Origin of the sequence: Herbiconiux sp., assembly GCF_023264895.1 — a bacterium.
Lineage (GTDB): Bacteria > Actinomycetota > Actinomycetes > Actinomycetales > Microbacteriaceae > Herbiconiux.
Window position 1 is genome coordinate 67882 of sequence record NZ_JAHFUY010000016.1, and the last position, 17542, is coordinate 85423.

15 protein-coding genes are annotated in these 17542 nt (G+C 70.6%); 7 read left to right on the top strand and 8 right to left on the bottom strand.

Annotated elements, in window-relative coordinates:
- Positions 1 to 112 precede the first annotated feature (112 nt).
- The 4 genes from Q0D57_RS01700 to Q0D57_RS01715 are packed head-to-tail and all read left to right on the top strand — an operon-like array spanning position 113 to position 2547.
- Positions 113 to 634 (top strand): alternate-type signal peptide domain-containing protein, encoded by a 522-nt coding sequence (locus Q0D57_RS01700; protein WP_291037113.1) that lies wholly within the window; start codon positions 113 to 115, stop codon positions 632 to 634.
- A gap of 2 nt (positions 635 to 636) precedes the next feature.
- A complete protein-coding gene (locus Q0D57_RS01705) occupies positions 637 to 1182 on the top strand; it encodes a signal peptidase I (RefSeq protein WP_291037116.1) in 546 nt (181 codons plus the stop codon).
- Positions 1179 to 1802 carry a hypothetical protein gene (locus Q0D57_RS01710; RefSeq protein WP_291037119.1) on the top strand — a complete coding sequence of 208 codons (624 nt, stop codon included), beginning with the start codon at positions 1179 to 1181 and terminating at the stop codon, positions 1800 to 1802. The genes Q0D57_RS01705 and Q0D57_RS01710 overlap by 4 nt, the downstream gene beginning before the upstream one ends.
- Complete coding sequence (locus Q0D57_RS01715) at positions 1795 to 2547, top strand: HAD-IIB family hydrolase (RefSeq protein WP_291037122.1); 753 nt, start codon at positions 1795 to 1797, stop codon at positions 2545 to 2547. Before Q0D57_RS01710 ends, Q0D57_RS01715 begins: the two co-directional genes overlap by 8 nt.
- On the opposite strand, the gene Q0D57_RS01720 is transcribed toward Q0D57_RS01715, so the two are convergent.
- From Q0D57_RS01720 to Q0D57_RS01745, 6 genes are all read right to left on the bottom strand, one after another.
- On the bottom strand, positions 2544 to 4160 hold the full coding sequence (locus tag Q0D57_RS01720) for a cation:proton antiporter (RefSeq protein WP_291037124.1): 1617 nt from the start codon (positions 4158 to 4160) through the stop codon (positions 2544 to 2546). The genes Q0D57_RS01715 and Q0D57_RS01720 overlap by 4 nt on opposite strands.
- A 39-nt stretch (positions 4161 to 4199) precedes the next feature.
- A complete protein-coding gene (locus Q0D57_RS01725; RefSeq protein WP_291037127.1) occupies positions 4200 to 5243 on the bottom strand; it encodes a LacI family DNA-binding transcriptional regulator in 1044 nt (347 codons plus the stop codon).
- A 40-nt stretch (positions 5244 to 5283) separates the two neighbouring features.
- On the bottom strand, positions 5284 to 6129 hold the full coding sequence (locus tag Q0D57_RS01730; RefSeq protein ID WP_291037129.1) for a carbohydrate ABC transporter permease: 846 nt from the start codon (positions 6127 to 6129) through the stop codon (positions 5284 to 5286).
- Positions 6129 to 7067, bottom strand: a complete 939-nt coding sequence (locus tag Q0D57_RS01735) for a sugar ABC transporter permease (RefSeq protein WP_291037132.1) — start codon at positions 7065 to 7067, stop codon at positions 6129 to 6131. The genes Q0D57_RS01730 and Q0D57_RS01735 overlap by 1 nt, the downstream gene beginning before the upstream one ends.
- Before the next feature lie 59 nt (positions 7068 to 7126).
- Complete coding sequence (locus Q0D57_RS01740) at positions 7127 to 8440, bottom strand: extracellular solute-binding protein (protein WP_291037135.1); 1314 nt, start codon at positions 8438 to 8440, stop codon at positions 7127 to 7129.
- Between the two features lie 61 nt (positions 8441 to 8501).
- Positions 8502 to 10613: a glycoside hydrolase family 36 protein gene (locus Q0D57_RS01745; RefSeq protein ID WP_291037138.1), complete on the bottom strand. Its 2112-nt coding sequence runs from the start codon at positions 10611 to 10613 to the stop codon at positions 8502 to 8504.
- Between the two features lie 220 nt (positions 10614 to 10833).
- Between Q0D57_RS01745 and Q0D57_RS01750 the strand changes: the two genes are divergently transcribed.
- On the top strand, positions 10834 to 14439 hold the full coding sequence (locus Q0D57_RS01750) for a cell wall-binding repeat-containing protein (RefSeq protein WP_291037141.1): 3606 nt from the start codon (positions 10834 to 10836) through the stop codon (positions 14437 to 14439).
- Positions 14440 to 14522: 83 nt separating this feature from the next.
- Here Q0D57_RS01750 and Q0D57_RS01755 read toward each other — a convergent pair whose 3' ends face one another.
- Positions 14523 to 15479 (bottom strand): helix-turn-helix domain-containing protein, encoded by a 957-nt coding sequence (locus tag Q0D57_RS01755; RefSeq protein ID WP_291037144.1) that lies wholly within the window; start codon positions 15477 to 15479, stop codon positions 14523 to 14525.
- Positions 15480 to 15624: 145 nt separating this feature from the next.
- Here Q0D57_RS01755 and Q0D57_RS01760 point away from each other — a divergent pair, with 145 nt between their 5' ends.
- The gene (locus Q0D57_RS01760; protein ID WP_291037147.1) at positions 15625 to 16254 is read left to right on the top strand and encodes an isochorismatase family protein; all 630 of its coding nucleotides are present in this window, start codon (positions 15625 to 15627) and stop codon (positions 16252 to 16254) included.
- Positions 16255 to 16282: 28 nt separating this feature from the next.
- Here the strand turns inward: Q0D57_RS01760 and Q0D57_RS01765 are convergent, their stop codons facing one another.
- Positions 16283 to 16618, bottom strand: coding sequence for a helix-turn-helix domain-containing protein (locus Q0D57_RS01765; protein WP_291037149.1), 336 nt, complete (start codon positions 16616 to 16618; stop codon positions 16283 to 16285).
- A gap of 58 nt (positions 16619 to 16676) precedes the next feature.
- On the opposite strand from Q0D57_RS01765, the gene Q0D57_RS01770 reads away from it, so the two are divergent.
- Positions 16677 to 17525, top strand: coding sequence for an NAD(P)H-binding protein (locus Q0D57_RS01770; RefSeq protein ID WP_291037152.1), 849 nt, complete (start codon positions 16677 to 16679; stop codon positions 17523 to 17525).
- Positions 17526 to 17542 lie beyond the last annotated feature (17 nt).

Genomic DNA, 17542 nt, shown 5'->3' on the forward strand with positions numbered 1-17542 from the left:
TCCGCCCCACCCAAACGGGGGTATGGCTAAGTCGATGATTTCTCATCTATTCTCCGAGAGGTAAGGGCGCTCAGCCGAACGCCCGGTTCTTCCGAGAAGAAACGGGATCATCATGAATGCAGTCACCAAGGGTGCGATCGCGGCGGGTGCCGCCGCCGTGCTCCTCACGAGCGGCCTCGGCACGCTCGCCTACTGGTCGAGCTCCGCCACCGTGGCGGAGGGCACGATCAGCTCGGGCCACCTCGCCCTCGACGTGCAGAACGCGACCTGGACCGATGTCACGGGAGCCGTCGCCGAGCCCTTCGACCCGGCGGTCGACAAAATCGTGCCCGGCGACGTCATCCGCTACACCGCGGAGGCCGTGGTCACGGGCGAAGGGCGCAACCTCGAAGCCACTCTCACCGCCGACACCGCCGACATCGGCGGCGACCTCTTGCCCTACCTGACCGTCGACTTCCTGGTCGACGACACCCTCACCACCGAGCTGAGCTACGACCTCGGCCCGGTCGAGGAGTACCGGATGCTCCCCGTGCAGCTCGTGTTCACGTTCGATCCGGAGACGCCGTACGGGGAGGGCATGGACGCCGACCTCAACCTCGGCGACTTCGAGTTCACCCTCACGCAGAACCCCTGACGATGAGGCGCCGAGCGGTCGGCTGGGCGAGCTGGGCGGGGCGGATCTCGTCGTGGCTCCTCCTCTTCACCGCGGTCGGCGTCCTCGCCGCCGTCGTGGTGGTGCCGAGAGTCTCCGGCAGCACGCCGTACACGGTGCTGACGGGGTCGATGCAGCCCACGCTCCCGCCCGGCGAACTGGTGGTGATGGCCCCGGCCGATCCGGCGTCGATCCGGGTCGGCCAGGTGGCCGCCTACCAGCTCGAGTCCGGCCGGCCGGCGGTCGCCACACACCGGGTGGCCGCCGTGCGGGTCGACGGCCACGGCGAGCGCAGCTTCGTCTTCCGCGGCGACGCCAATTCGGCCGACTATCCCGAGCCGGTGCGGCCGGAGCAGCTTCGCGGGGTGCTCTGGTACCACCTGCCCCTGCTCGGCCACGTCAACGTCTGGCTCACCGGCGAGCAGCGGATGCTCGGGGTCGGCCTCGCGGCGGGCGCCCTGCTTCTCTACGCGGCCGTCGTGTGGATCCAGGCGGCGCGGCGGCGACTGCGCGGCCGGAGCGCGCCATGAGGCGGGCGGTCGGGGTGCTCGCTGCGACTGCGGCGCTGACGGCACTCGCGGCTCTCGCGGGTCTCGGTGCTGATCTCGCCGCCGCCGCACCTGCACCGTCGGATCTCGTCGAGGTCAGCCTCGACGGCGAGACCTGGGCCCCGACTCTCGAACTCGACCCCTTTCCACCCGGCTTCGTCTTCGCACCCGGCGCGTCGTTCGAGGTCGCCCTGCAGCTGCGCGCACCGCACGCGGCGCGCCTGCAGGTCGACGTCATCGACAGCGACGGTGGCGACGACGACCGCGCCGGCGAGCTCTGGCAGGCGCTCGAGATCTCGACCAGCATCACCCCGCCCGCACCGGCCCCGGGCGAGACCGCCGAGCTGCGCGTGCGCTTAACGCTGCCCGCGACGGCCGACGACTCCACCCAGCGGCTCACCGCGCATCCGCGGATCGTCGTGACGGCATCCGGCTCTCCGCGGCACGGGGCCGCCGATCCGCTCGCCGCGACGGGGGCTCACCCGCACCCGATCCGCACCGCCACGGCCGTGGGCGCCCTGCTCCTGATCCTCGCGGGCGTCTCGATCTGTCACAATCGAGGTTCCGCTCCCCCGCCCTCGAAGGAGGAACCCCTTGGCTGAAGTCCGCCTGGTCGCATTCGACCTCGACGACACCCTCGCGCCGTCGAAGGCGCCGCTCGATCCGCGCATGGCCGAGCTCCTGGTGCGCCTGCTCGACGCCGTCGAGGTGTGCGTCATCTCCGGGGGCCAGTTCGGGCAGTTCCAGACCCAGCTCGTGGCGAACCTGCCGCAGACGGCGGAGAACCTCGAGCGCCTGCACCTCATGCCCACCTGCGGCACGCAGTACTACCGGCACGAGGGCGGCGAGTGGCAGCAGGTCTACGCCGAGAACCTCACCGACGACCAGAAGACGCGGGCCCAGGAGGCGCTCGTCGCCTCCGCCAAGGAGCTCGGCCTCTGGGAGACCGAGACCTGGGGCCCCGTGCTCGAGGACCGCGGCTCGCAGATCACCTTCTCGGCCCTCGGCCAGCAGGCGCCCATCGACGCGAAGTCGGCGTGGGATCCGACGGGCGCCAAGAAGGAGTCGCTGCGCGCCGCCGTGGCCCCCCTGCTGCCCGACCTCGAAGTGCGCTCGGGCGGCTCGACCTCGGTCGACATCACGCGCGAGGGCATCGACAAGGCCTACGGCATGAACCGCCTCGCCGAGCTCACCAGCATCCCCCTCGACGCCATGCTCTTCGTGGGCGACCGCCTCGACGAGGGCGGCAACGACTACCCCGTGAAGGCGATGGGCGTGACGACCCACGCGGTCGAGGGCTGGCACGACACGGCCGCCTTCGTGGAGGAGTTCCTGGCGAACCGCTAGCGGGTTCCGCCGCTCGGCCGCTCGGGCTTCGCCACGTCGAGCTCCGTCTCCTCGACGTCGATCTTGGCGAGCACGCGCCGCACCGAGCGCTCCTGGTAGCGCCCCTCGGCACGGGCGGTGAGCACCGCGTTGCGCTCGGCTTCGAGCATGAGCCGCCGCAGCCGGTTGTACGACTTCGGGGCGGGCTCGGCCGTCTCGTCGCCCGGATTCTCGAGGGTGTCGCCGAGGAAGCGCGCGTTGAGCTTGAGGCGGTCGACCACGCGCGGATCGACGGTCTCGGTGCCCTCGTCGTCGAGGCGCTGAAGGCCCGCGCTCTGGGCCTCGGCGAGCAGCTGGTGCACCTCGGTGGCCTCCTGGCTGAAGTCGGGCGGCGGCAGCTTGAGCCGCCGGATGACGAAGGGCAGGAACGCTCCGCCGAGGAGCGTCCCCACCACGATCACGAACGCGAGGAACTGCAGGAACGCCCTCCCCGGGGTCTCCTCGGGAAGCAGGAAGACGGCGGCGAGCGTCACGACGCCCCGGATGCCTGCCACCGACACCGCGATGCCGTTGCGCCAGCTCCAGCCCCGCTCGCGCAGCCACTGCGGCCCGAAGCGGTAGATCGAGGTCGTGATCATCATCCAGACGAACCGGGAGAGGAAGACGGCGAGCAGCAGCACGACCGAGATGCCGACCGTGGGCCAGAGGCCCGGGCCGTCTTCGAGCGCCCCCACGAGGATGCCGGAGAGGCTCAGCCCGATGAAGAGGAACACCGCGTTCTCGAGCAGGAACTGGATGGTGCGCCAGTTCAGCGCCTCGGCGATGCGGGCCTGCGCGGTCTGGATGACGGGGGCGCGGAAGCCGAGGAAGAGGCCGGCCACCACCACCGCGAGCACACCCGATCCGTGCAGCAGCTGAGCCGGGATGAAGGCGACGAACGGGGTGACGAGCGAGAGGCTGGTGTCGAGCACGGGCGAGGTGAGCTGCTTGCGGATGAAGCCGAGCACGACGCCCACGAGCAGCCCGAAGCCCACGCCCACCACCACGGCGACCACGAACTCGAGCACGATCGACCAGGGGGTGAGCGGCTCGCTCTGCGGGGCCGATGCGCTCACGATGGCCGCGATCGCCGCGTTGAGGGCCACGAGGGCCGTCGCGTCGTTGAGCAGGCTCTCGCCCTCGAGCACCGTCACGAGCCGGCGCGGCAGCTTGAGCCGGCCCGCGATCGCCGTGACGGCCACCGCATCCGTCGGTGCCACGACCGCGCCGAAGGCGAAGGCGGCGGCCAGCGAGATGGCGGGCACCACGAGCCAGGCGGTGAGGCCGACGGTCACGACCGTGAACGCGACCAGTCCCACGGAGAGCAGCAGGATGCCGTCGCGCCTGGCCCGCACGTCGGCGAACGAGGTGCGGATGGCCGCGGCGAACAGGAGCGGCGGCAGGAGCCCGTAGAGGATGAGGTCGGGCTCGACGGTGATCGCCGGCACCCCCGGGATGAACGACACCCCGGCGCCCACGATCACGAGCACGATCGGCGCCGACCACCCCACGCGACCGGCGAGCCCGGTCACCGCCACGGTGACGACGACGAACGACACGATCCAGATGATGGTGCCCACGGAGTCGCTGTCCATGCGTGCGAGTTTAGGGCGACGCGCGGCACTGCGGAGGCGTCAGACGGCTTCGTCGCGCTCGGCCACCGAGCCTCGGGCGGCGTTCGGAGCCGCCGTGCTGGCACGGACGATGATCTCGGGGCGGTCCGAGGAGAACCGAGGGCCGGCCTCTCCGCGCAGCTGGGAGACGAGCAGCTGGAAGCCGCGGCCGCCGAGACCCGCGAAGTCCTGGTTCGCCGTGGTGAGCTCGGGGTTCCAGAGCGACGAGAGCGGGTGGTTGTCGAAGCCCGCCACGCTGATGTCCTCGGGCACCCGCAGACCGCGGTCCGCGATGCCCCGGATGACGCCCATCGCGATCTCGTCGTTGCCGCAGAACACGGCGGTCACGCCCGGGTCCTCCGCGAGCGCGTGACCGATCCGGCGGCCGGACTGCGGATCCCACGAGGCGTCGAGTGGCGGCGGGATCTCGCGCTCGGCCTTGCGGAGGGCACGGCGCCAGCCCGTGGTGCGGCCATCCTCCCGGCGGGACGGCGGCACCCGCACGTGGTGGACCGTGCGGTGCCCCTGCTCGAGCAGGTAGCGGGTGAGCTCCTCCCCCGCGCGCGTCTCGTCGATGACCGCCTGGTGCACGCCCGTCTCCCGGATGCCCGACAGCGCCACCACGGGGATGTCACCGGGGATCCGCTTGAGCGCCGCCACCCCGGGCGGGTCGAACTTGAGCACGATCACTCCGGCGAGCGGCTGCGACATGGTCGAGGCGAGGGCCGAGTCGATCTCAGGGCCGTCGGTGGTCTCGACCACCGTGATCATCACGGTGTAGCCGTGCGCCCGTGCGGCCTCCTCGATGCCCCGGATGGTCTCGGCGTAGCCGTACTTCGAGGTGTCGCCGGCCACGATCGAGACCACCTCGGACTTGCGCGAGGCCAGCACGCGAGCGGCGGCGCTCGGCCGGAAGTTCAGCTCGGCGATGGCGGCCATGACCTTGTCGCGGCGCTTCTGGCTCACGTTCGCGGCGCCCGAGAGCACCCGCGAGACCGTCGGCACCGACACCCCGGCGAGCTCGGCCACGTCGGCCATCGTCGACTGGCGTCTCGGCTCGCTCATCCCCTTATGTTGCCACCGCCCGGGCATCTTGCTCACACGCTCACTTGACGGCACCGCTGGTGATGCCCGAGATGATCTTGCGCTGGGCCACGATGAAGGTGATCAGGAGCGGCAGGCTCATCAGGATGATGTAGGCGAAGATCAGGTGCCAGTTCTGCAGATAGAGCCCCGCACTGGCCACCTGGAACAGGTTCAGCGGCAGCGTGTCGAGCCGCCCGCCCACCACGAACAGCGCGTAGAACACGTCGTTCCAGATGTAGAGGCAGATCAGGATCGTGGCGGTCGCGAGCACGGGCATGAGCAGCGGCAGGATGATCTTCACGAACACCCTTACCGGTGAGGCGCCGTCGACGCGCGCGGCCTCCTCGAGCTCGGGCGGGATCGTGCGCACGAAGCCCGTGACGAAGAAGATCACCGTCGAGAGGTACATGCCCATGTAGACGCCGATCATGCCCACGGCCGTACCGGCGAGGCCCAGCTGGCGCAGCAGCAGCACCACGGTCACGACCGCGGGCGGCAGGATGATGCCGCTGATCGCGAGCGCGTAGAGCACGGCGAGACCCTTGCCGCCTCGGCGGCCCAGGATCCACGCGGCCATCGACCCCAGGATGAGCACGCCCAGCACGGCCGGGACCATGACGAGCAGGCTGCCGAGGAAGGCCGGCAGCATGCGGCCGTCGGTGAAGACGGTGCCGAAGTTCTCGAACAGCTGGAACTGCCCGGGCAGGGACAGGTCGGGGCTGAACGCCTCCTCCTGGTTCTTCGAAGCGGTCACGACCACGAGGTAGAACGGCAGGCCGAGCAGCACGACGGCTGCCACGACGGCGCCGACCGGCTGCAGGATGCGCCGCACGAGCGGCGGGCGGTTGAGGGCTGTCGTGGTCATCAGAGCACGTCCTCTCGCTTGCGAAGGAATCGGATGACCGGGAAGGCGAGGATGGCGACCACGAGGAAGAGGATGAGGCTCATCGTGGTGGCCTGGGCGAACAGGCCCTGCCCGAAGGTGCGGAAGATGAAGATGTTGAGCAGCTCCGTTGTGCCTCCAGGGCCGCCCTCGGTGGTGGCCTGCACCACGTCGAAGCCGTTCATGGAGCCCAGGAGCGCGGTGGCCACGTTGAAGGTCACGGCCGGCGCGAGCAGCGGGAACTTGATGCGGAAGAAGGTCGCCCAGTAGCCGGCGCCGTCGAGGCGGGCCGCCTCGAGCATGTCCTGGTCGATGGTCTTGAGGCCGGCGAGGTAGATCAGCATCGACAGCCCCATCCACTTCCACGAGTGGATGAGGGCGACGACCACGATGGTCCAGGTGGTGTCGCCGAGCCAAGCGGTGTCGACCGTCGTGCCGGAGACGGCCGAGAGGATGCCGTTGAGGGCACCATCGGGCTTCAGCAGGGCCTGGAAGATGTAGCCCACCGCGAGGGCCGACATGATGACGGGCACGAAGAACGCCACGCGGACGGCCCGGTTGACGGCGGTGTCGCGCTCGAGCAGCAGCGCGAGCAGGAGGCCGAACAGGTTCTGGAAGATCGCCACCAGCACCGCGTACACGAGGGTCACGCGGAGCGCGGTGAGCAGGGTGCCGCTGTTCAGCAGCGTGACGAAGTTGTCGAAGCCCACGAAGTTGATCGCCGACTTGAAGCTCGACCAGTCGGTGAAGGCGTAGACGAAGTTGAAGACGGTCGGCACGAAGAAGAAGACGATCAGCACGATGAGCGCCGGCACGAGGAACCACAGCGGGTGGTCCTGGCGGGCCCGGCGCCTGGTGCCGGTGGTGCGGATGCCCTCGAGGCGGGCGGCGCCGCGGGAGAGGCCGAGGTTGGTGGTCACGATGGGATGCCTTTCGGAGGCGGTGGTGCCGGTTCGGGCCGGCACCACCGCCGTGCGGATCAGAAGCCGGGGGCTCCCTGGGCTTTGGCGAGCTCGGCGAACTGCGCCTGGGTCGCCTCGGCGACCTCGACCGGTGTCTTCGTGCCCTGGATCATGTCGGCGAGGAAGATGTAGAGGTCGGGGTTGGCGATGGCGAGGGCCTGCATCGAGCCCACCGAGTCGGCGAGCGCGTCGCTCGAGGCGATGAGCGCATCCGGGACCGAGTCGGGCGTGGTCACGTCCGGCTGCAGCGACACCGTGGCCTGGTCGTCCACGAAGTCCTGGTAGCCGTCGCCGAGCCAGTAGGAGAGGAGCTGGCGGGCCCCGGCCTCCTTGGCGGCGTCACCGGTCTTGAAGGCGACGAGCGCGTTGCTCTGGTCGGGGATGAACGTGCCGACGTTGCCCGAGGGCGCGATGGGGAAGAAGCCGATGTTCTCGTTCAGCTCGGCGGTGTCGGCCTTGGCCTGCAGCTGTCCGAAGAACGAGCCCACCTGCACCACGAAGGCGGCGTCGCCGGCGAGCAGGGCGTCGCCCTGGTCCTCGAACGTCGCGGTCTTGATGTCGGAGTTGAACAGGCCCTCCTGGATGAGGCCGTCGTAGGTGTCGATCGCGCCCTGGATGGTCGGGTCGGTGAAGGTCTCCTCCCCCGCGTTCACCCTGTCCCAGAGTCCGTCGGCCGCGGCATCCGCGAGCTGCACCTGCACCCACCACTGGGTGGCCCAGCGGTCGCCGCCCATCTCGTAGAACGGGGTCACGCCCTTGGCCTTCAGGTCGCGGCCGGTCTGGATGAAGGAGTCCCAGTCGGTCGGCAGCTCGGTGATGCCGGCGTCGGCGAGCACCTTCTTGTTGTAGTAGACGCCCTCCACGGCCGGGGTGGAGATGAGGGCCGCGTAGCGGGTGTCGTCGAGGAGCCCCGTGATGTCGCGGAGCGCGGGGTCGTACGAGTCGAGCCAGGGTGCGTCGTCGAGCGGCTGCAGGTTGCTCGGGGCGTTGAGCGCGGTGAGCTGCGACGCGGTCGGCTGCCAGAAGGCGAGGTCGGGCTTGTCTCCCGTGGCCACCTTGGTCTGCACGCCCTGCTCGTAGGGGTCGGGGATCGTGACGACCTCGACCTCGGCGCCCGTGAGCTCCTCGAAGCCGGCGATGACGCTGTCGGGCACGGTGTTGGAGTTCTGGGCCGCCCAGATGGTGAGGGAGGTGCCGGAGAGATCGGCGTCCTGAGCGGGCCAGTCGGCGGGCTCGGAGGAGCCTCCACCGGCGCCGGGGTCGGAGCACCCGGCGAGGGTGAGCGTCGCGGCGACGGCGAGGACCACCGCGCCCTTCAAAGCGTTCTTCATTGAATTGCTCCTATTTTTCTGTGATGGTACGCGACCGGGTGATCGCGGCTGGTGCAGGCCTCTAGTCGTTCGGGTCGAGAGAGCGGAGGCGCAACGTGCGGGCGGCGATCGGGTGGTCGCCGGAGAACACGCTGAGGGTTCCCGTCGCCTTGTCCCAGGCCGTGGGCCAGGGTTCGAGGCGGGTGGGGAAGACGGTGCTGACGGTCACGTCGTGACCGATCAGGTGGGGGAAGGAGAGCTGGACGGCGGGCTCGGCACCGGGGCGGCGCCAGAGCGAGACGAGATCGCCGGCACCCCCGGCCGGGCCACGGAGGGCGAGAGCCACCCAGGCGTCGCTCCACCCCGGGAGGCCGAGCGGCCAGGAGGGCGTGGCGGTGGGGATCTCGGCGCGGAGGGTCTTGGCCGCCTCGACCGCTTCGGCGGTGAGCGCTCGGCTCTCCCCCGACATCCGGTTGATGTAGCCCGAGACGTAGTAGCGGCCGAGCAGCCCGGTCACGAGGGCGAAGGAGGCCTCCTCCTGGCTCATCTCGGGCTGCGGGTAGGCCCAGCTCGCGGCCTGCTCCGGGGTCATCGAGAGGGGCGCGGCCGCGGCGATGGGCGGGAACTTCACGAAGTCCTGCTGATCGGAGGTCGACTGCATGGCGAGTCGGGACAGCATGGCGGAGTCGGCGCGCATGGCTCCCGAGGAGCAGTTCTCGATGACGAGACCGGGATGCCGGTCGAGCAGGCCGTCGAGCCAGCCGAGGTGCGCGCGATTGTGCTGCAGCAGGCCGTCGCCGAGGCTGTCGGAGTCGTGATCGGTGCCGACGCCCGGGTCGATGTTGTAGTCGAACTTGAAGAACTCGACGCCGAAGTCCGCCACGAGACGGTCGACGACGGCATCGAGGTGGGAGACCGCCGCGGGGTGCCGGAGGTCGAGGTGGTAGCGGTCGTGCTCGCGGATGCGCTGGCCGTGCCGGAGGAGGAACGCCTCGAGCGGCAGCTCGCCGACGAGAGGGCTCCGCACCCCCACCACCTCGGGCTCGAGCCAGAGGCCCGGCGCCATTCCGGCGGCCCGGATGGCGTCGATGACCTCGCCGAGACCGTTCGGGAAACGCGTGGTCGAGGGCTTCCACTCGCCCACGCTGTCCCACCAGTCGCCGGTCTCGTCGTACCAGCCGGCGTCGATGCAGAAGATCTCGGCGCCGATCGAGGCCGCCGCCTCGATGAGGGGCAGGAGCTTCTCGGTGGTGGGATCGCCGTCGAGCGTGTTCATGTAGTCGTTGAAGACGACGCGCATGGCGGCGTTGTCGGGGTGCGGGCGGCGGGCGCTCCGGCGGAACTCCGTGAGCTCGGCCACGACCCCCTCGAAGGCCGTGCCGAAGGCGACGACCACGGGGACCGACTCGAACCGCTCACCCCGCCCGAGCACGCGCGTCCATCCGGAGTCGGTCTCGGTGGGGCCCGAGGCCGCGATGTAGCCCCCCGTCGTGTCCTCGCCGATCTCCCAGCGCCACGGGCCGTTGTGCTCGACCTGCCAGGCCCAGGCGAGCTCCTGCTCGTCGTTCACCAGGAAGGCGGTGGGGAGGTGCTTGCCGGTCGACCAGGTGCCGTCCGAGGTGACCTCGATCCCGCTGCGGGGGTTGTGCCCGGTGAGGTGCTCGGCGAGGTCGGGCAGGTCGTGGCCGCGGAGCACCGAGCGCACCCAGCGCCCCTCGCCGAGCCAGTCGTTCGAGCCGGAGACCCGCTCCCAGCCGGCGAGCGCGTCGACGGCGGGCTCGCTGCTCGTGAAGCCGCCCGACCAGCTCGTGACCGAGCGCAGCACGACGACGTCGTCGCCGTCGTTCCGCACCTCGGTGCGGGCCCGCATGGCGGCGATCCCCGCGCGCTGCTCGAGCGTGGTCGAGACGACGATGCCGCCGTCCTTCTGGGTGACGGTGAGCCAGCTGGCACCGTCGGTCTCCCCCTCGACGTGCTCGACGTAGCGCAGTCGGCTTCCGACGACGGTGTGCGCCAGCCGATCGGAGGCGGGGCTCCGGCCATCGGCCGCCGTGAGCACCTCGGCGACGGGCATCGAATGCACGTGTGTGACGACTCCGTCGCGGCTCACGGAGACGAGCCCCACGGGGGCGTCCGGCGAGCGGCTGAAGGCGAGCTGGAATCCTCGGTGACCCCAGGTGATCTTGTCTGACACGGAACTCCTCGACGTTGCGGACGGCACCGAACCGTGGTGCCAGAACACGATGATAGCGCTTTCAGAATGGAGGTCAAGGTCTTACGTCACATTTCTGAAAGCGTTATCAGAACTCTTGTTCCCGCTTTTTGAAAGCGCTATCTTCGTCTCGTCCGGGTCCGTCAGTGACGCTGCAATGTCGCCCTCTCACTCCATCCGCTCACCCATCAGGAAGTCCTCCATGAAGAGAATCGTCCCCGCGGTCGTGTGCTCGATCGCCCTCGCCTCCACCTTCGTCCTGGCCAGCGGCCCTCCCCCCGCGTCGGCCGCCACCGAGACCCTCGCCGTCGACTTCTCCGAGACCACCGGAGACTTCCGCGGCGGCGCATCCGGCACGCTCTACGGCTTCGGCGACGACGGCGTGCCCACGCAGGCGCTCGTGAACGGCGCCCACATCACCAACACCTCGCAGAAGGCGCCTTACGGCACCCAGCACCCCTCGGGCGATTCGCTGAAGATCGAGGACGGCTTCTTCGCCAAGCACGGCACGCAGCTCGACATCTACATCCAGGACTACTACCCCGACTGGGCCTACAACGGCGGGCAGCGCCCCGGCGACACCCGCAGCTACGACCAGGCCGACGGCACGTTCACCGAGACCCCGAACGGCGTCTGGGACTACCTCGAGGTGGTGGAGTTCGTCACCGAGGCCGTGGCCACCCAGTCGGCACACCCCGAGAAGTACGTCTTCATCCCGTTCAACGAACCCGACGCCGGCAACTGGTACGCCGACTGGGACTTCTTCAACTCCACCTTCCTGCCCGACTGGGAGGCCGCCTACGACACGATCCAGGAGGTCTACGCTCGGCACGGTCTCGGCGAGGCCGTGATCGGAGGGCCGGGCGACGCCGCCTGGCGCGCCGACCGCTCCGAGGTGTTCCTGGAGTTCGCGAAGGAGACCGGGACGCTGCCCGACTACTTCATCTGGCACGAGCTCGGCATCTACGGCCTGCAGGACTACCGCGGTCACTACGCGGCGTACCGGGCCATGGAGGAGCGCCTCGGGATCGAGCCGCTCGAGATCAACATCACCGAGTACGGCCTGCTGCGTGACATGGCCGTCCCCGGGCAGCTCGTGCAGTGGTTCTCGATCTTCGAGGACACGAAGGTCGACGCCCAGACCGCCTACTGGAACTACGCGGGCAACTTCTCCGACAACTCCGCTCGCGCTGCAGGAGCGAACGGAGGCTGGTGGATGTTCAAGTGGTACGGCGACCTCGAGGGCAGCCAGACCGCGGAGGTCACTCCTCCGGAGCTCGACGCCGTCGACACCCTGCAGGGCATCGCCGCGATCGACCGCGACGACCGGCGCGCCACCGTGCTCTACGGCGGCTCGGGCGCCTCGACGGTGAACGTGGCTCTCGACGGGCTCGACGCCGCGACGTTCGGCGGATCCGTCGACGTCGAGGTGCGCGAAGCACCGCTCAGCGGAGCTGAGGGGCTGGCGGCGAACCCGCGTGTCGTCACCGCACTCTCGGGTGTGGCCGTGGCAGACGGCGCCCTCGCCGTCGAGGTCCCCAACTACGACCGCTACGCCGGCTACCAGGTGGTCGTCACCCCGCATCAGGACCGCGCGGTGACCACCGACCCGGTGTGGACGACGTCCGTCGAGGCCGAGAACACCCGCCTCACCGCCGCCACCGTCTACAACCAGGACCCGCTCTCCAACGGCGGCTGGATCTTCCTCGCCTCGGGTTCGCGCGACGTGGGGAGCTTCAACAACGCACGCTCTCGGGCCGACTGGACCGTGACCGTGCCGCGCGACGGCGAGTACCGCTTCCAGGTGGTCGGCGGCGCCCCGGGCACCCCGGGCAGGCACGCCCTCTTCGTCGACGCCGCCACCGAGCCCACGACCGTGCAGTACACGGCCGACCTGGCCCTGAACGGCACGAGCAAGTGGAAGTACCGCGGCAGCGCCGAGGTCGTGGTGTCGCTGACCGCGGGCGAGCACACGCTCTCGCTCCGCGCCTCCGCCGACGGCTCCACCGTGCTGCCGAACTCCGACATCACGCTCGACAAGTTCACACTCACCGATGTCACCGACGGCGAGCCCACGAGCTACCCCGCCTCGGCGGCACGTCTCGCCGGCACGGCCGCGCTCGACTTCGGCACCGAGGGCTCGAAGGGATCCGCGGCGCTCGAGGGCGACGGGCGGATCGACTTCTACGCCACCGCGTGGGAGTCGGGTTACTACGACGTCGCGGTGGAGTACACCAGCGCGGCGGCCACCACGCTCGGCCTCGCGGTGAACAGCCGCACCGTCGCGTCACTCGCGGCTGCCGAGGGCGGATCGTGGACCTCCACGGCTCGCGTGCACCTCACTCAGGGCATCAACGAGCTCGAGCTGACGGCTCCGGACGGCGCGCTCGTGCGCTCGCTCACCACCACCCGCGCGGCGGACGCCGACGCAGCCGTGGTGAAGATCGAGGCCGAGAGCGGCACCACCTCGGGTGACGCCGCCGCGGCGACCCTCGCCGACAGCACGGGGACCAACGCCTCCGGACTGGCCTACGTGGGCTACCTCGGCAACGGTGCGGAGAACACGGTGAACCTCGGCCGCCCCGCGGGCACCGAGGCGCCGGGCCTCTACGACGTGACCGTGGCGTTCTCCAACGCCGAGCTGTCAGGGCGGCACGACTACAACCCGCAGGTGGTCGACCGCCGGCTGCAGGTGAGCGAGGGCGCATCCGGTGTCGTCGGCTCGGCGATGTTCCGCTACACCTACGCCTGGGACAGCTTCTGGGAGCGCGCGGTGCCGGTGGAGCTCACGGGCACAGGCGACATCGTGCTCGGCAACGACGGCGGCTTCGCCCCGAACGTCGACTACGTCAAGGTGGCCCCCGCGCTGCTCGGCACGCCGAGCACCGAGGGCACACCCACTCCGGAGCCCGCACCCGTCGTCGACCGCATCGCGGGAGCCGACCGCTACGAGGTCGCGATCAACACGTCGAAGGCCGGGTTCCCGTCGGGTTCCGACACGGTGTACATCGCGTCCGGTGCGGTGTTCCCGGATGCCCTGTCGGCAGCGCCGGCGGCGACCGTGGCCGGTGCGCCCATCCTGCTCACCACCGCCGCGAACCTCCCCGCATCGGTCTCGGCCGAGATCTCGCGGCTCGGTGCCACTGAGATCGTGATCGTCGGTGGGCCCGCCACGGTCTCGCCGGCCGTGGAGTCGGCGCTCTCGGCGCTCGGATCGGTCACCCGGATCGGTGGCGCCGACCGGTACGAGGCCTCGCGGAACATCGCGGCGGCCGCGTTCCCCGACGGCGCACCCACCGCGGTGCTGTCCGCGGGCACGAAGTTCGCCGACGCTCTCTCGGCGGGAGCCGCCCTCGACGGCAGCGGACCGGTCATCCTCGTGAAGGGCACCGACGGCGCGCTCGACCCGGCCACGAAGGCGCTGCTCACCGACCTCGGGGTGACCGAGATCGCGATCGCCGGTGGCGAGGCATCCGTGTCGGCGGGCATCCAGGCGGAGGCCTCGGCCCTCGCCGCCACGGTCCGCCTGGGCGGCGCCGACCGCTACGAGGCCTCGCGCTCGATCAACGCGCACTTCTTCACCGAAGCCCCGCGGGTGCTGCTGGCGACGGGGGAGAAGTTCCCGGATGCGCTGTCCGGCTCGGCGTTCGGCCCCCGGGTCGACGCCCCGCTGTTCACGGTGCTCGGCTCGTGCGTGCCGGCCGACACCCTCGCGCAGATCGAGGCACTCGGCGCCGGCACCGTCACCCTCCTCGGCGGACCGGCCACGCTGAGCGCCGCGGTCGAGAACCTGGAGGCCTGCCAGTAAGCGCACCGCTCCACGCTCGGCGGCGCCGGACCCCTCCTCGGGTCCGGCGTCGTCGTGCGTCAGGGCCGATCCGACCGCTTGCCCTACTCGCCCTGCTCGCCGGCGCGGAAGCGGGAGCGGTAGCGCGAGGGCGACGTGCCGTACTCGGCCTGGAAGCCCTGGCGGAGAGTGACGGCGCTGCCGAAGCCGCAGAGATCCGCGATCCGCTCGACCGGGAGGCCCGTGGTCTCGAGCAGCCTCCGTGCCTCGTTCAGCCGGCGCGACCGGATCCAGGCCGCCGGCGTCGTGCCGGTCGCCGCACGGAACTCGCGAATGAACGTGCGGCGACTCCGGTGTGCACGCGCTGACAGGGTCTCGATCGGCAGCGGCTCGGCGAGGTGCGCCTCCGCCCACTCCAGCACCTCGCCGATCGTGCCCGACGCTGACTCGGCCGCGACCGGGCGCTCGATGTACTGCGCCTGACCGCCCTCGCGGTGCGGCGCGACCACGAGGCTTCGCGCCACCCGGTTCGCTGCCTCCGAGCCGAGCCTCGTGCGCACGATGTGCAGGCAGGCGTCGAGCCCGGATGCCGTGCCGGCGGCGGTGAGCACGTCACCGTGGTCGATGTAGAGCACCGTCTCATCCAGCACCAGGTCGGGGTGGCGCTCGGCGAGGAGTCCGAAGGCCGTCCAGTGCGTCACGGCCGAGCGACCGGCGAGGAGTCCGGCGTCGGCGAGCGGGATCGCGCCCAGGCAGAGGCCGGCGATCGCGGCTCGCCGGCCCTGCGCCTCGGCGAGCACGCGGCGGAGCACGGCGCCGGGCACCCGGCCGTCCTCGTGCCAGGACGGGACGACAACGAGGTCGGCGTCAGCTGCGGCCTCGGGCCCAGCCACCCCCTCGATGCGGAGCCCCTCCGCCGTGCGCACCGGCCCCGCGCGATCGGCGAACAGCACGCAATCCCACTCGCCGAGGCCGAGTCTCCGCACCTCGTCGAAGACCATCTGCGGCACGGCGAGGTGGAACATCGTCACCCCGTCGAACGCGTAGACGGCTATCCGCACGACCTGCTCCGATCTGGCCCGTTTCCATCGCAAGGGTACACTCGTGCCACTCGCGGCCGGGCGACCACCCTGGGACCATCGGTGACGGGCGCATCAGCGCCCGCTCGCCGGCCCGCCGATCCGCCCGCCCTGAAGGAGCTCCCCCATGACGACACCCCGCCGCGCCCTCGTGCTCATCGACGTGCAGCAGCAGTACTTCGACGGCCTCCTCGAGATCCAGTACCCGCCCCACTCCGAATCGCTGCCGCAGATCACGCGGGCCGTCGATGCCGCGGCCTCGGCCGACATCCCGGTCGTGGCGGTCCAGCACTCCTCGGGCAGCGGAGCCCCGGTCTTCGACCCCGACTCGCCCGAGTTCGAGCTGCACCCCGAGATCCGGAGCCGCGCCACCGGCGACTGGAAGCACCTCACGAAGTCGTACGGCTCGGTCTTCGCGGGCACCGACCTCGCCGAGTGGCTCCGCAGCCGCGAGATCGACACCGTCACGCTCGTCGGCTACATGACCAACAACTGCGTGCTCGCCTCCGCGGTCGAGGCCGAGTTCCTGGGCGTCACGGTCGAGGTGCTGTCGGATGCGACGGGGGCGATCCACCTCGAGAACGCGGCCGGATCCGCCGACGCCCGGACGGTGCACGAGACGCTCATGGCGCTCCTGAACTCCAACTGGGCCGCCGTCACCGACACCGGCTCCTGGATCGCCGCGGTCGAGACCGGGGCGCCCGTGGAAGGGAGCGACCTGGGATCGTCGGCGGCCGCCGGCGCGAAGTCGGCCTGAACCGGTCAGTGGTGCGGGCGACCGCGGATCAGTCGTCTTCGGTCGCATCCGGCACGGTCAGTGCCCAGGCGTTCATGGCCTCCAGCACGGGTCGGAGCTCCTGACCCAGCGGCGTCAGCTCGTAGACCACCCGCGGCGGGATCTCCGGGTAGGCCGTGCGCGTCACGAGGCCGTTCTCCTCGAACCGCCGGAGTCTGCTCGTGAGGGTGTGCGCGCTGATGCCGACCAGGTCGTCGCGCAGCTCGCCGAACCGCGCAGGACCGTGCAGGAGGTTGCGGATGATCAGTGTCGCCCAGGGCCCGTCCAGCAGGGTCAGGAACCTCGCGACCCCGCACTCCGGCCACGGCTCACTCGAGAACGCCATGCCGGAAAGCTTATAGTGCATTTGACGTAACTAATGCATCGTGTGCACTAATGGGCGCATGACACTCATCATCCATGGCGCCACCGGCGCCCAAGGCGCCCCCGTGGTCGCCGCTCTGCTCGCTCAGGGCCTCTCCCCTATCGCCGCCGTCCGCGATCCCGACACCTACGCCGGGGGCGGCTCCCCCGTCGCCGTCGACCTCTCCTCGGCCGACTCGCTCGCTGCGGCCTACACCGGCGCGGAAGCCGTCTTCGTTCACCTCCCGATCGGCTCGCCCGAGGTGCAGCAGCAGCACGCCGAGGTGATCGTCGACGCCGTCCGTCGAGCTCGGCCATCCCGCGTGGTCGTGTCGACCAGCGGCTACGCGTTCGGCGTGCCGGGTGCGGAGGGATCGCCGATGGACACGCTCGTCGACGGCCTCCGCTCGACCGGCGTCTCGCTCGCGATCGTGTCGCCGAAGCTCTACCTCGAGAACCTCCTGCTGCCCGTGGTCACCGCCGGCGTCGAGGCCGAGGGCGTTCTCCGCTACCCGATCCGGGACGACTATGCGATCTCGTGGAGCTCGCACCTCGACGTCGCCGACGTGGTCGCTCGCCTGATCCAGCACACCGACGTCACCGGCGTCGTGGGGGTGGGTGCTCTGCCCGGGCTCCTCGGCAGCGACCTGGCCGCCGGCTTCTCCGCCCACCTCGGGAAGGAGATCGCCTTCCGGTCACAGACGCCGGACGAGTTCGGCGCCGCCATCATCCCGATGTTCGGCGAGGCGGGTGCCGCACCCGTCGTCGACTCCTACCGCTGGCGCGCCGGACAGCCGCACGAGGTGATCGAGGAGCCCACGAGCGCCCAGCAGCGGTTGGGGCTCGAACCGCGCACCGTGTCCGCCTGGCTGAGCGCCGTCGGGGCCTGATCCCGGGCGCCGCGGTG